Raw genomic sequence first — 13,765 nt, 5'->3', positions numbered from 1 at the left:
AGTAGGGTATAAATGGGAAATAATTTAAAAGAAATCAGAAAACAGATTGGTAGCGTTAAAAATACACAAAAAACTACTAGAGCTATGAAGTTAGTTTCCACTTCCAAATTAAAAAAAGCAGAAGAGATGGCTAGACGTTCTAAAGTTTTTGCTAATAAGCTTAATGAGGTTTTTGATAATATTTTATCGAAGGTTAAAATCAGAGGATTAGAAAATATCAATAGCAAGTATTTCCTTAAATTAGAAAATCAAGATGTTAAAAAGGTTGATATTATATTTGTTACAGCAGATAAAGGTTTATGTGGTGGTTTTAATGCCATAACCATCAAGGAAGTTGTTAGACTTATGAATGAATATAAAAATCAAGGTATTAAAGTTAGGTTGAGAGGAATAGGAAAAAAGGGAATTGCTCATTTTGTTTACAATGATATTGAAGTTTTAGATAAGGTATCTGATTTGAGTTCTTTTCCCAGCTATGAAAAGGCTGCTGCGTTTATAATGAAAGTAACACAAGATTATCTTGATGGACTAACAGATGAGGTTTTGATTGTCCATAATGGTTTTAAAAACATGATTTCGCAGGAATTGGAAGTTAAGAAAATTTTACCATTAGGACTTGATATTAAGGCATGTGATATTCGTTTGAATACTATTTCAATTGAACCTGATGAGGAGGAAGATATAGTTTTGGATGAATTAACTAAAAGATATATAGAATATAATATGTATTATGCCTTGATTGATTCTTTGGCAGCAGAGCATAGTTCAAGAATGCAAGCAATGGATACGGCGACAAATAATGCAGGCGAGTTAGTAAAGAGCCTGACAATTTCTTATAATAAAGCAAGACAAGAGGCTATCACTACAGAACTTGTAGAAATTAATGCCGGTGTTGAGGCAATGAAATAAATTGAGGAGATAAATATGCAAGGAAAAATTATTCAAGTTATGGGACCGGTGGTGGATGTTGATTTTGATGCGTATTTGCCTGCAATCAATGAAGCCTTAGATGTAAAATACAAAGTTGAAAATATAGAAAAATCTTTAGTTTTAGAAGTTGCTGCACATTTGGGTGATAATAGAGTCAGGACTATCGCAATGGATATGACAGAAGGTCTTACTAGAGATCAGGTTGTTACAGCTAGGGGTAAGATGATTGAAGTCCCTGTAGGCGAAGATGTTTTGGGTAGAATTTTCAATGTAACAGGAGATGTGATTGATGGTGGAGAGCCTATTAAAAATACCTTAAGATGGCCTATACACAGAAGTGCTCCTACATTTGAAAATCAAAGCACAAAGACAGAAATGTTTGAGACCGGAATTAAAGTCGTTGATTTGCTGGCTCCTTATTCAAAAGGTGGAAAAGTGGGGTTATTTGGAGGAGCTGGCGTAGGAAAGACGGTTGTTATCATGGAGCTTATTCATAATGTTGCTTATAAACATAGTGGTTATTCTGTATTTGCAGGGGTTGGCGAGCGAACTCGAGAAGGAAATGATCTTTATCACGAAATGAAAGAAGGTGGTGTTTTAGACAAAGTTGCTTTATGCTACGGACAAATGAATGAACCTCCGGGTGCCAGGAATAGAATTGCCTTTACAGGTCTTACAATGGCAGAGTATTTTAGAGATGAAAAAGGTCTTGATGTTTTAATGTTTATTGACAATATTTTTCGATATGCTCAATCGGGTGCTGAAATGTCTGCATTATTGGGCAGGATTCCATCTGCGGTTGGTTATCAACCTACATTAGCAAGTGAAATGGGCAAACTTCAAGAAAGGATTGCTTCTACCAAAAAAGGATCTATCACTTCTGTTCAGGCTGTATATGTTCCGGCAGATGATTTGACAGATCCGGCACCTGCTTCAGTTTTTTCTCATCTTGATGCCACAACAGTTTTGAATAGAAAAATTGCCGAAAAGGGAATATACCCTGCTGTGGATCCTTTAGATTCCACTTCAAGAATTTTAGATCCTCAAATTGTAGGAGAAGAGCATTATAGAATTGCAACAGGCATCCAACAAATTTTGCAAAAATACAAGGATCTTCAAGATATTATTGCTATTTTAGGTATGGATGAGTTATCTGAAGAAGATAAAAAAATTGTAGAGAGAGCTAGAAAAATTGAGAAATTTTTATCTCAACCTTTCTTTGTTGCAGAAGTTTTTACCGGAAGTCCGGGAAAATATGTCACTTTAGAGGAGACATTAGAAGGGTTTAAGGGGATATTAGAAGGTAAATATGATCATATACCTGAAAATGCATTTTATATGGTAGGAAATATACAAGAAGTTATAGAAAAAGCAGAAAAAAGCAAAAGTGCATAAAGGCTAAATTATGGAAGGATTGCTTGTTAATATCGTCACTCCTTATGGAGAGATTTTTTCCGGAGAGGTAAAAAGCATTACCTTGCCCGGAAGCGAGGGAGAATTTGGAGTTTTGAAAGGTCATAGCGATCTCTTGGCTTTGCTGAAAAGTGGGGTTATTGAAGTAGAAAAAATGGACACCCAAAAAGATTTGGTTGCCATTAATTGGGGATATGCCGATGTCAGATCAACCCAAGTTGATATTTTGGTAAATGGAGCTGTTGCCATTGGGGGTGGAGATGAGAGTGAAATTTCAAACGCAATCTCTAAGGCCAAAAAACTTTTGGAAGAAGCTACTTCTGATAAAGTAACGATGTCAAGTCTTGTATCAAGAATTGAACATTCTGCAAAAGGTAAATTCTAACAATGGCAACTATACAAAATTTTTTTTATGAAAGTGGTATCATTACTATACTTGTTTTATTTTGGCTGTCTTTATATTTTATTTTAACGCTATGGATATTTATTTATAAGTTTTTTTCTATAAAGCTATCCATCATGAAAGAAAAAAAATCTTTAGACAAAATTCTAAAAGACGATCAAAAACTTCCGAATTATCCTATTTTTCATTCTGATATGCAACAAAATCAGATTTCAAAAGAAATGCTCCATATTTGGAAAAATCAAATACTCAAGCAATCAACAACAGGGTTGGTAATGTTGAGTATCATAGCCTCGACTGCTCCTTTTATCGGTCTTTTTGGGACTGTTGTTGAGATTCTGGATGCATTTGGAAAATTAGGCATGAATGGTCAAGTGTCATTTGAAGTGATAGCCCCGATTATTTCAAAGGCTTTGGTTGCAACAGCTTCAGGCATATTAACTGCTATCCCCGCATATTCTTTTTTTCTTGTATTAAAACGTAAGTCTTATGATTTGTCTGTATATATTCAAATGCAAATTGATGTGATTGTTTCAAAAAACGTTAGGAAATAACAATGGAAAATGATTTTGGTTGGGATGATAAGCCGGAGCTTAATATTACGCCTTTGGTAGATATTATGCTTGTTTTACTGGCAATTTTAATGATAACTACTCCAACAATCACTTATCAAGAAAAAATTACTCTTCCTAAGGGTTCTAAGACACAAAAATCTTTAGAAGAAAAATCATTAGAGATTCGTATGGATGCTAAAAAAAAGATATACATTAAAGATAATGTATATGATTACAATTCATTTCCGGATAGTTTTAATCTTTTGGCAAAACAATATGATAAAAATATAAGTGTATATATTCGTGCTGATAAGAACTTGACTTATGAAAATATTGTTTATTTACTCAAAAGTGTAAAAGAAGCAGGGTTTTCAAAAGTTTCTTTGGTTACCAATGGCTAATGAATACTCGATTTTTATTTATTTTTTCAGGTTTTCTTTCATTCATCTTTTATTTTATTGTCTTATTTGGATTAGTTTTTGGATTTGATTTTTCTAACCCTATACGATATATTACAAAAACAGACACTCAGCTTGAACAATCTATTGAAATTGATGCCATTGTAGATACGGCTTCAAAAGGTGATGATGCTCTTCAAGGTGGAAACCCGCTTGAAGGAACAGGTATCAAAGATATGTTTTCTTCTATTTCTGATAAGGCTTCTATAAGTGATGATATTCCTGATAATCGCGACCGGGTTGCAAAAAATTTAGCGTTAAACAAAAAACGCCAACAAATTTTAGAGGAACTCCGCAATGATATTGAAAATATCAATGCAAAACTTCAAACTATCAAAAATAAAGTTATTGCCGTAACATCTCAAACGCCAAAACCAGATACTTCTGATGGTGTTTATGATGAATGGTTTTCAAAAGTTTATAAAATACTCTATTCAAAATGGAATGTATCTTTTTATCAAAATGCTTCCGTAAGCGTTTTGCTTACGATTACAGATAAGGGAGATTTCAATTATAGAATATTAAAATATTCTCGCTATGATGATTACAATCAAAGTGTTGAAAATCTTTTAAAGTCTCTTAATAATCAAAAATTTCCTCCTTATCCTAAAGGAAAATTTGTTAATATTGAGGTTAATTTTAGAACAGAAGGGAAATAATGAAAATTTTATTTTTAATTTTTACATGTTGTATAAGTCTTTTTGCTGCTGATGCGACATTAGATGTAGTAAAAATGATCCAGAAAATTCCAAATATAGAAGTTAGTTATCTGGATTCCAAAGATTCAGAACAAGCAAAAAAAATTTATAAAATTTTAATGACAGATTTGAAAATTAGTGGTCATTTTGAAGTTTTTGACGGGGATAAGTCTAAGGGTAATAATATTGATTATATAGCATATAGATCTAAAAAAACAGATATGTTGGTTCGGGTAGAAGCAAGTAATGATTCTGATGGTATGAAGGCAATTATGTATTTATATGATATTAATTCTTCATCATTAAAAATTAATAAAATTTATAACATTTCCAATAAAACTTTATATCCATTTGCTTCTCATAAAATGGCAATTGATATTAATGACTATATCAAAGCGCCTTCTATTGCATGGATGAATAGATTTATTGTCTTGTCAAAATATCATGGTTCCGGAGAGACCGATATTATCATCGCTGATTATACTTTAAGTTATCAAAAAAGTATTATCAAAGGGGGATTAAATATTTTTCCAAAGTGGGCAAATGCTGATCAAACAGAGATTTTTTATACAAAATATTTAAAAAAACCTACAATTATTAAATATAATATTTATACAGGCGTGAGTCAAACCATTCTTGATAGCGATGGCATGGCAATTGTTTCTGATGTCAGTAAAGACGGCAATAAACTTCTTTTGTCTCTTGCTCCGGAAGCGCAGTCTGATATATTTTTGTATGATTTAAAAACCAAAAAAAATATACAATTAACAAAATACCCCGGTATTGATGTGTCCGGAAATTTTATCGATAATGAAAGTGCAATGATTTTTGTCTCTGATAGAGCGGGATATCCTAATATATTTGCGAAAAAATTAGATATTAATGCTCCTGTTGAACAAGTTGTTTATCATGGTAGAAATAATAGCTCAGCTTCTGCTTATGGGGATTATGTTGTATATACAAGCCGAGAGAGTGCCAATGAGTTTGGTTTAAATACTTTTAATTTATATTTAATTTCAACAAAAAGCGACTATATTAGAAGATTAAGCGCTAATGGAACCAATCAAATGCCTAGATTTTCTAGTGACGGAGGGAGTATTATGTTTTTAAAACATACTCAAAACCAAAGCGCTTTGGGAATTATTCGACTAGATTATAATAAAAGCTACTTGTTTCCGTTGAATAATATAAAAATACAGGCTTTTGATTGGTGATTTGGGTAAAATTTTCAGATATAATAAAAAAACTAAAAATTTGAAGGAGTTTTTATGAATAAAGTTTTAGGCATTGGTCTGATTTCGACTATTTTGTTAATCGCTGGTTGTGCTCAAAAAGATGTTGATGTTTCTAGTTCCGGAGTTACACAAGAAGAAAGTATTCAGACTCCTGTAGCAGAGCCTGCGCCTCAACCTGCTCAACCTGAAGAAAAACCGGAAATTGCAAGTGGGACAGTAATAGGAAGTGTATATTTTGATTTTGATAAGTTTAATATTAAAACAGATATGCAAGCAGTTGTTGATGAGAGTGCCCAGAAAATCAAAGACGCAAATATGAATGTTTTGATTGAAGGCAATACAGATGAATTTGGTAGTGATGAATACAATTATGCACTAGGGACCAAGAGAGCATTATCTGTTAAAAATGCTTTAATTGTCAAAGGGATCAATAAAGATGCTATCAAGGTTATTAGTTTTGGGGAAAGCAAGCCAATTTGTCAAGAAAAAACAAGGGCATGTTACCAAAAGAATAGAAGAGCTGATATTAAACTTGTTAAATAGTTAATGTATTTTATAAAACAAACAAGACACATTTGTATTAGCGGGTTTTTGTTACTTTGTTTGAGTTGCCTATTTTTAAAAGCAGAGCCATCTGCTTTTGAACTTCAAAGTGGAGCTACAAAAAAAGAATTAAAAACACTCCAATCAAGTAATAAAAATATTGAATCTATTATTGCGGATTTGCAAAATAAAGTAATCTCTCTTCAAGAACTTCAAGATGGGCTTAAAAGTTTATTTGAAGGGCAAACTTTGAAAATCAAGAGTTTATTAGATACTGCATTAAGCCACGAAAATTCTATTAAATCTCTACAATCACTTCAAGAGTTGCATTCAAATACATTGAAACAACAATCAGATTTACTGGAACTTTTGAAACAACAAGTTCAAAACAATCAAAAAAGTATAAAAACATTGGATAAAAAAATTACAGACATGGGGGAATTGTTGAGTCAAATTAATGCCGGCATGCTTAATCAGCTAAACCTGATTAAGAAGAATCTTGAATTGCCCACTTCCGACTCAAATATAACTGAAGATTCAAAGAATCCGGTTTCAAAAACTCCCGATACCAAAAATTCTAAAAATACTTCCAAGTCATCTCATTTACCTGTTTTTCAAAAAGATATTTCCAAACAAAAAGAAATTTTTGAGGATGCTAAAAAATTATACTCTCAAAAAAACTTAGAGGGAGCAAAGTTAAGGCTTCAATGGCTGGTAGAAACTAAATACCAGGTTGCCTATAGCTTATATTTACTTGGAGAAATTGCATACAAACAGAAAAAATATCAAGATGCTATTGGTTTTTATAAAAAAAGCGTCTTATCAAATGATAAAGCCAATTATATGCCTGTTTTATTATGGCATACTGCTTGGGCTTTTAGATATTTAAAAGATTTAACAAATTACAATAAATTCTTAGATTCTTTGATATACTTATATCCTAATAGTGAGCAAGCCCAAAAAGCTAAAGAAAATCGAATGAAAATAAAGGAAAAAAATGAATAATATAGAGACCAATAAAGTTGTAGCTATTGAGTATGAAGTAATGGATTTTGATACAAAAGAAGTTGTAGATTCAAATATTGGTTCTAAACCATTAGAATTTTTAATTGGTGCAGGACAAGTTATTACAGGTTTAGAAAAAGCCATCATTGGCGCTGAAATTGGAAAAAAACTTGAAATACAAATTAAGCCTGAAGAAGCTTACGGGATTTATCGAAGTGACTTTTTGCAAGAAGTCCCCAAAGAGCAGTTTGAAGGAATTGCTTTAGAAAAAGGAATGACGCTTTTTGGACAAGGAGAAAATGGACAAACAGTTCAAGTGATGGTGAAGGATTTTAATGATACAACGGTTATGATTGATTATAATCACCCTTTAGCAGGAAAAACACTTTTATTTAATATTACGGTACTGGATTCACGAGAACCTACAGAGCAAGAAATTATAAGTGGGGGTGTTGGAGGAGGTTGTGGTTGTAGTGGAGGAGAGGGTGATCATGAACATCACGGACATAAAGAAGGTGGTTGTTGTGGAGGTGGAGGTGGAGGCTGTGGCTGTTCTCACTAATAAAAAGACACTTAGTCTTTAGGCATCCTTGATAATGCCAATATCAAAATGCAAACTAAGTTTCAATTGAAAATTTTAAATTGAGTATAAAATTTTGTAGTTTTTTGTTTGGAAATATCTTTTTGAAAAACAGGTAAATGAGATGACTTGGAAGTATTTTTAGAATTTTTGGTATCGGGAGTTTTTGAAACCGGATTCTTTGAATCTTCAGTTATATTTGAGTCGGAAGTGGGCAATTCAAGATTCTTCTTAATCAGGTTTAGCTGATTAAGCATGCCGGCATTAATTTGACTCAACAATTCCCCCATGTCTGTAATTTTTTTATCCAATGTTTTTATACTTTTTTGATTGTTTTGAACTTGTTGTAGTAATTTTAGGGTTAATTCCAAGATTTATCTTATATTTATCTTGTTTTTGAAATCTTTTAGAGTAGTTTTATATTCTAAACTTTGAAATCACAATGGACGCTAATTTATGGGGAGTTTTTGAATAAGTCAAAGATGATTCTCATCCATTTTTGCTTAAAATCTTAACTAACACTCAAAAAATGATATTTTCATCTTTAAGCATTTTATTCAACTCTTCTTCGTTGAGAGTTTTTATTTTTAAAGCATTTGCCTTATCAAGTTTGCTTCCGGCATTGATGCCATAAACAATAAAATCAGTATTTTTGCTTACATTGGAAGTGATTTTTGCCCCTAAAGATTCCAATAAAGAAGCAATTTGATCTCTTGGTTTAGAAAGTGTCCCTGTCAAGACAATTGTTTTGTCTGTGAAAATTGTCATATTAACATTTGTTGTTTGTGGTGCCTGTGGAGAAATGATTGTAAATAATTTGTCAATAAGAATCTTATTGACAATTCCAAAGTCAATGACAGATGCTGCCATTTCTTTTCCAAAGCCATCTAGGGCAACTATATCATCATGTGTTTTTTTAAATATATCTAAACCAAAGTTTGCGGCTAATTTTTTACTGGCGCCTTCTCCAATATGTTCAATTCCAAGAGCATTTAAAAGTCGCCATAGTTGAATATTTTGAGTATTTTTAACAGACTGCAAAAGATTTTGTGCTTTTTTTTCTTGCCACCCTTCTAATTTGAGTAATTCTTCAAGATCTAGCGAATAGAGATCTAAGATATTTGATATGATTTTATTTTCAAATAATTGTTCAACTATTTTTTCACCTAAACCATCAATATTGAGTGCTTTTTTGGAGGCAAAATAGATGATAGATTCCTTGACCCTAGCTTTACATGAGAGATTTTGACAACGAATAAAAATTTCTTCAATCAATAACTCACTACCACATACAGGACATTGAGTTGGTTTGATAATATCAATTTGTGTCCCATCTCTAAGGGATGTGATAGGTTTGATAATTTTGGGGATTACATCGCCACTGCGAATAATAATAACGGTATCTTTAATTTTAATATCTTTTTTTTCAATTTCAGAATAGTTATGAAGCGTTGCTCTAGAAATTGTTGCTCCTTCTATTTCAACAGGTTCAAGTTCTGCTACAGGAGTTATGACGCCTGTTCTGCCTACTTGAAGCGTGATAGAGAGAATTTTTGAACTTTTTTCAATAGCAGGAAATTTGTAAGCACATGCGAAGCGTGGAGATTTGATAGTGAAGCCCATTTGTTTTTGCGCTGCGATATTATCAATCATAATCACCATTCCATCCAGCATAATGGGGTATGTATGACGCATACGAACTAATTCATCGTGTAATTTTTGAATTGTGTGAATATCAGGGCAGAATGTGACAAAAGGTGTGGGGTAAAAGCCATATTGTAAGATTTGGTTGATTGTTTTAAAGAAACTTCCTTCTTTGATGTCATTTTTTCCTAATCCCCAAGGAATGAATTTTAATTTTCTTTCTGCAGTAATTTTGGGATCAAGCTGTCGAAGACTTCCGGCAGCTGCATTTCGAGGATTAGCAAAAAGGTTTTGTTTTGATTGTATTCTTTCTTGATTGATTTTCTCAAAATCCTCTCGAGTAATCACTACCTCTCCTCTAATCTCAATACCTTTTTGATAGGGAATTTCAAGAGGGATTGATGGGATAGTTTTGGCTTGCGGGGTAACAAGCTCCCCTTCAATACCGTCTCCTCTTGTTGTTGCAGTTTGCAAAATCCCTTTGTCATAATATAAATTTAATGATACGCCATCAAATTTAGGAGAACAAGTAAAATTGGCTTTTGGATAAGTTTTATAAATTCTATTTATCCATTCTTGAAGTTTTTGGGAGTCAAAAATATCATCTAAACTCCACATTCTTTCTAAGTGTTTATGCTTTTTGAAAGATTCAAGCACTCCATTTCCAACTCTTTGGGTGGGCGATGAGGGTATAATTTGGCCGGGATTTTTTTCCTCATAAGTTTTAATTTGATGATAAAGGGTATCATATTCTTCATCTGTTGCTATAGGATCGTCTAAAACATAGTAATGATAAGCCATTTTTTTAAGTAAAGAGGTAAAATTTTGATATTCTTCAAAGTTTTTTATCATTGATTCCTCATTTATAGTATAAAAATCCATGTATTTTAGATAATATTATAGCATTGATTTGAGGCATTGTTTTAGATAATCTAAACTAAAAACAATGATATATGAAGGAGTTATTTTGATAAGTGATATTGATAAAACCACTTCCCTGCACCTCAATAATGAAGTTCAATTTTTATGTTTTACGCTTGATGGGGATTTGGATTCTCAATTATATGCCATGAATGTTTTTAAGATTCGTGAGATTATCTATTATGATGGAGAATTTACCGAAACTGCCGGTGAAAATGATGGGATTATGCTTGGATTTTTAACAGTTAGGGGAGAATCTATACCTTTAGTGGATATGAAAAGATGGCTTTATTACAGTTCTGCAGATCCCAAAAGAGATTTAAGACCCTATTCAATCACTTCTAAGAAAAGTTTGGTTGTCATTTGTAATTTTTCTAATTATACTGTTGGGCTTAAAATACTGGGAGTGAAGCGTATTATCCAAAAGAATTGGTCAGAGGTGAGTATGGGGAGTGATTATGGTCTTGAAGGAGAAGGAAAGGTAACAGCCACAACCAAATATGATGATGGTTGTGTGATTCAGATTTTGGATGTCGAGAGAATGATAACAGATGCTTTTCCTATGCTTGATAATTTTTCAGATTTGAAGCTCCAACCAATTGAGAGTATTGATAGCGATAAGATTGTTTTATTGGCAGAAGATTCAAAATCGGTTGCAAAATCTTTGCAAAAAATTATCGAAAAACTTGATTTGAAATACTTTACATTTCCAAACGGAAAAATGCTTTTAGATTATTTATTTTCAGAAGGGGCAATCCAAAATGTAGGGGCTATTATTACGGATTTAGAAATGCCTATGGTATCAGGTTTTGAGGTTTTAAAACGAGTAAAAGAAAGTCCTCAAACAAGACATATTCCTGTTATCATCAATTCTTCTATGAGTAGTGATTCCAATAAACAAATGGCACAAACTCTTCATGCAGATGGGTTTATTACAAAATCAAATCCTATAGAGATTGAAGAATTGCTCAAAAGTTTTTTAGAAAATATAAAATAATTTCAACGAAAGGTAAAAAGGTAAAAATGTTACGGACACATCTATGTTCAGATTTAAATGAGAAAGATATTGGCAAAGAGGTAGTTTTATGTGGTTGGTGCAATACTTATAGAGATCATGGAGGGGTTGTTTTTATTGATTTGAGAGATAAAAGCGGGTTGATACAATTAGTTTGCGATCCGGCAACCCCTGCACACAAAATAGCTTCAAATGTTCGTGATGAATATGTATTGATTGGCAAGGGAAAGGTCAGGGCAAGAGGAGAAGGTCTTGAGAATCCAAGGTTAAAAACCGGGAAGATTGAAGTTGAACTTTATGAACTTATAATTGAAAACAAAAGCCTTACTCCTCCGGTGGGCATTGATGATGAAAGCGTCAATGAGGATCTAAGATTGAAGTATAGATATTTAGACTTACGCTCTCAAAAGTCTTTTCACATTTTCAAAACACGCAGCGATATTAGTATATGTGTAAGAAATACTTTGAGTAAAATGGGGTTTATAGAAGTGGAAACACCTATTTTATCTAAGACTACACCCGAAGGAGCAAGGGATTATTTAGTGCCTAGCAGAGTCCATGACGGAGAGTTTTTTGCATTACCTCAAAGTCCCCAACTTTTTAAACAACTTTTGATGATAGGTGGTTTTGATAGATATTTTCAAATTGCAAAATGTTTTCGTGATGAGGATTTGCGAGCAGATAGACAGCCTGAATTTACTCAAATTGATGTGGAGATGAGTTTTTGTACTCAAGAAGATGTGATGGAAGTAGCCCAAGACCTCATTAAAGATATTTTTTCAATTTGTTCTTTGGAGGTAAAGACACCTTTTAGGCAGATGAAATATCAAGAAGCTATGGAAAGTTATGGCTCAGATAAACCTGATTTACGCTTTGATATGCCGCTTATTGAGGTGGGGGATTTATTTTTAGATTCTTCAAATGAAATTTTTAAATCTATTGCTAAAGAGAGTAAAAAAAATCGCTTCAAAGCTTTGAGAGTACCGGAGGGGGATAGCTTTTTTACCCGCAAAAGTTTGGGTGAGGCAGAGGAGTTTGTCAAAAAATTTGGCGCAAAAGGTTTGGCATATATTCAAGTCAAAGAAGATGGGGTCAAAGGACCTTTAGTAAAATTTATTTCTGAAGAAAACTTAAAAATATTACTTCAAAGGGTAGGGGCAAGAGTTGGGGATATTGTATTCTTTGGAGCAGGGGAGAAAAAAAATGTTTGGGATTATATGGGGAGACTTCGTCTCAAAATAGCTCAAGATAACAGAATGATAGATGCAAATCGTTTTGAATTTTTGTGGGTAGTGGATTTTCCTATGTTTGAGAGAGTCGAAGGAAAAATTTCAGCACTCCATCATCCTTTTACAATGCCAAAAAATTTAGATAAAGAAGATGTTGAAGAGATTGAATCAGTTGCTTATGATATTGTGCTAAATGGAGTTGAACTTGGAGGAGGAAGTATCAGAATTCACAAACAAGAAATACAAAAAAGAGTTTTTGAAATTTTAAATATTACTGAAAATGAAGCTAGAGATAAATTTGGTTTTTTGCTTGAAGCATTGAGTTTTGGAGCTCCTCCTCATGGAGGATTTGCGATAGGACTTGATCGTTTGGTCATGTTGCTAACAAAAACAAATAGCATTCGCGATGTGATTGCCTTCCCTAAAACTCAAAAGGCAACTTGTCCGCTTACAAATGCTCCTAGCAGAGCAAGTGAAGAGCAAATGAGAGAATTGCATATTCGTTTAAGAAATCCAAATCATACATGAATAAATACAAAATCATCGAAGGGAGAAAAATGAAAAAGTTATTTTTAATTATTGGGGCACCGGGGAGTGGAAAAACTACAGATGCACAACTCATTGCAGAGCATTTTGATGATGGAATCGTGCATTATTCTACAGGTGATTTGTTGAGGGCTGAAGTGGCAAGTCGGAGCGAACAAGGAAAGTTGATTGAAGGTTTTACAAGCAAGGGCAATTTAGTCCCATTGGATATAGTAGTTAAAACAATTCTTAGGGCTATTCAAAACGCCCCTAAAGATGTTATTTTGATTGATGGTTATCCAAGAAGTGTTGAACAAATGAATGCCTTAGATGATGTTTTGAAATCTCAAACTCAAGTCCAACTTATAAATGTAATTGAAGTAGAAGTTAGTGAATCTGTGGCAAGAGATAGGGTATTGGGCAGGGCAAGGGGAGCAGATGATAATGTAGAAGTGTTTAATAATAGAATGAAGGTTTATCTCACCCCCCTTAAGGAAATTCAAAGTTTCTATACAAAATTAGGAATTCTTAAAAAAATTAATGGGGAAAGAACTATAGAGACAATTGTGAATGAAATGGAAGCTTTTATCCAATCAAAAATTTAAGGAGTAA

Annotated in this window: 15 protein-coding genes; 13 read left to right on the top strand and 2 right to left on the bottom strand. The window is 32.9% G+C overall.

Features of this window, described 5'->3' with window-relative positions:
• The first annotated feature begins 12 nt into the window (after positions 1-12).
• Genes atpG through BKH45_RS05965 form a run of 10 tightly spaced genes read left to right on the top strand, consistent with a single transcriptional unit; the run spans position 13 to position 7,801 of the window.
• Positions 13-909, top strand: coding sequence for an ATP synthase F1 subunit gamma (gene atpG / locus BKH45_RS06010; protein WP_095274582.1), 897 nt, complete (start codon positions 13-15; stop codon positions 907-909).
• A gap of 15 nt (positions 910-924) precedes the next feature.
• Positions 925-2,325 (top strand): F0F1 ATP synthase subunit beta, encoded by a 1,401-nt coding sequence (gene atpD, locus BKH45_RS06005; protein WP_095274581.1) that lies wholly within the window; start codon positions 925-927, stop codon positions 2,323-2,325.
• A gap of 10 nt (positions 2,326-2,335) precedes the next feature.
• On the top strand, positions 2,336-2,728 hold the full coding sequence (atpC, locus tag BKH45_RS06000; RefSeq protein ID WP_095274580.1) for an ATP synthase F1 subunit epsilon: 393 nt from the start codon (positions 2,336-2,338) through the stop codon (positions 2,726-2,728).
• Between the two features lie 2 nt (positions 2,729-2,730).
• Complete coding sequence (locus BKH45_RS05995; RefSeq protein WP_095274579.1) at positions 2,731-3,300, top strand: MotA/TolQ/ExbB proton channel family protein; 570 nt, start codon at positions 2,731-2,733, stop codon at positions 3,298-3,300.
• 2 nt (positions 3,301-3,302) lie between these two features.
• Entirely contained in the window at positions 3,303-3,701 is a 399-nt protein-coding gene (locus tag BKH45_RS05990; protein WP_095274578.1) for a biopolymer transporter ExbD, read from the top strand.
• Positions 3,701-4,417 carry a TonB C-terminal domain-containing protein gene (locus tag BKH45_RS05985; RefSeq protein ID WP_095274577.1) on the top strand — a complete coding sequence of 239 codons (717 nt, stop codon included), beginning with the start codon at positions 3,701-3,703 and terminating at the stop codon, positions 4,415-4,417. The genes BKH45_RS05990 and BKH45_RS05985 overlap by 1 nt, the downstream gene beginning before the upstream one ends.
• On the top strand, positions 4,417-5,670 hold the full coding sequence (gene tolB / locus BKH45_RS05980) for a Tol-Pal system protein TolB (RefSeq protein WP_095274576.1): 1,254 nt from the start codon (positions 4,417-4,419) through the stop codon (positions 5,668-5,670). Before BKH45_RS05985 ends, tolB begins: the two co-directional genes overlap by 1 nt.
• 54 nt (positions 5,671-5,724) lie before the next feature.
• Complete coding sequence (gene pal, locus BKH45_RS05975; RefSeq protein ID WP_095274575.1) at positions 5,725-6,234, top strand: peptidoglycan-associated lipoprotein Pal; 510 nt, start codon at positions 5,725-5,727, stop codon at positions 6,232-6,234.
• A 60-nt stretch (positions 6,235-6,294) separates the two neighbouring features.
• Positions 6,295-7,239 (top strand): tetratricopeptide repeat protein, encoded by a 945-nt coding sequence (locus BKH45_RS05970; RefSeq protein ID WP_180675669.1) that lies wholly within the window; start codon positions 6,295-6,297, stop codon positions 7,237-7,239.
• Positions 7,232-7,801: a peptidylprolyl isomerase gene (locus tag BKH45_RS05965; protein WP_095274573.1), complete on the top strand. Its 570-nt coding sequence runs from the start codon at positions 7,232-7,234 to the stop codon at positions 7,799-7,801. The genes BKH45_RS05970 and BKH45_RS05965 overlap by 8 nt, the downstream gene beginning before the upstream one ends.
• Before the next feature lie 62 nt (positions 7,802-7,863).
• Here the strand turns inward: BKH45_RS05965 and BKH45_RS05960 are convergent, their stop codons facing one another.
• Both BKH45_RS05960 and ligA read right to left on the bottom strand, forming a co-directional pair.
• Positions 7,864-8,130, bottom strand: a complete 267-nt coding sequence (locus tag BKH45_RS05960; RefSeq protein ID WP_143428388.1) for a hypothetical protein — start codon at positions 8,128-8,130, stop codon at positions 7,864-7,866.
• Between the two features lie 211 nt (positions 8,131-8,341).
• Complete coding sequence (gene ligA / locus BKH45_RS05955) at positions 8,342-10,315, bottom strand: NAD-dependent DNA ligase LigA (RefSeq protein ID WP_095274571.1); 1,974 nt, start codon at positions 10,313-10,315, stop codon at positions 8,342-8,344.
• A gap of 115 nt (positions 10,316-10,430) precedes the next feature.
• Between ligA and BKH45_RS05950 the strand changes: the two genes are divergently transcribed.
• Genes BKH45_RS05950 through BKH45_RS05940 form a run of 3 tightly spaced genes read left to right on the top strand, consistent with a single transcriptional unit; the run spans position 10,431 to position 13,758 of the window.
• Positions 10,431-11,381 carry a chemotaxis protein CheW gene (locus BKH45_RS05950; protein WP_095274570.1) on the top strand — a complete coding sequence of 317 codons (951 nt, stop codon included), beginning with the start codon at positions 10,431-10,433 and terminating at the stop codon, positions 11,379-11,381.
• 26 nt (positions 11,382-11,407) lie between these two features.
• The gene (aspS, locus tag BKH45_RS05945) at positions 11,408-13,156 is read left to right on the top strand and encodes an aspartate--tRNA ligase (RefSeq protein ID WP_095274569.1); all 1,749 of its coding nucleotides are present in this window, start codon (positions 11,408-11,410) and stop codon (positions 13,154-13,156) included.
• 29 nt (positions 13,157-13,185) lie between these two features.
• Entirely contained in the window at positions 13,186-13,758 is a 573-nt protein-coding gene (locus tag BKH45_RS05940; protein ID WP_095274568.1) for an adenylate kinase, read from the top strand.
• The last annotated feature ends 7 nt before the right edge of the window (positions 13,759-13,765 follow it).

This window comes from Helicobacter sp. 11S03491-1 (assembly GCF_002272835.1).
Lineage (GTDB): Bacteria > Campylobacterota > Campylobacteria > Campylobacterales > Helicobacteraceae > Helicobacter_J.
Note: the sequence above shows the minus strand (reverse complement) of the source record. Positions and strands in the feature narration are given on the sequence as shown.

Coding starts and splice junctions, on each gene's coding strand:
- atpG (WP_095274582.1), top strand. CDS start 13: ATGGGAAATAATTTAAAAGAAATCAGAAAACAGATTGGTAGCGTTAAA.
- atpD (WP_095274581.1), top strand. CDS start 925: ATGCAAGGAAAAATTATTCAAGTTATGGGACCGGTGGTGGATGTTGAT.
- atpC (WP_095274580.1), top strand. CDS start 2,336: ATGGAAGGATTGCTTGTTAATATCGTCACTCCTTATGGAGAGATTTTT.
- BKH45_RS05995 (WP_095274579.1), top strand. CDS start 2,731: ATGGCAACTATACAAAATTTTTTTTATGAAAGTGGTATCATTACTATA.
- BKH45_RS05990 (WP_095274578.1), top strand. CDS start 3,303: ATGGAAAATGATTTTGGTTGGGATGATAAGCCGGAGCTTAATATTACG.
- BKH45_RS05985 (WP_095274577.1), top strand. CDS start 3,701: ATGAATACTCGATTTTTATTTATTTTTTCAGGTTTTCTTTCATTCATC.
- tolB (WP_095274576.1), top strand. CDS start 4,417: ATGAAAATTTTATTTTTAATTTTTACATGTTGTATAAGTCTTTTTGCT.
- pal (WP_095274575.1), top strand. CDS start 5,725: ATGAATAAAGTTTTAGGCATTGGTCTGATTTCGACTATTTTGTTAATC.
- BKH45_RS05965 (WP_095274573.1), top strand. CDS start 7,232: ATGAATAATATAGAGACCAATAAAGTTGTAGCTATTGAGTATGAAGTA.
- ligA (WP_095274571.1), bottom strand. CDS start 10,315: ATGATAAAAAACTTTGAAGAATATCAAAATTTTACCTCTTTACTTAAA.
- aspS (WP_095274569.1), top strand. CDS start 11,408: ATGTTACGGACACATCTATGTTCAGATTTAAATGAGAAAGATATTGGC.
- BKH45_RS05940 (WP_095274568.1), top strand. CDS start 13,186: ATGAAAAAGTTATTTTTAATTATTGGGGCACCGGGGAGTGGAAAAACT.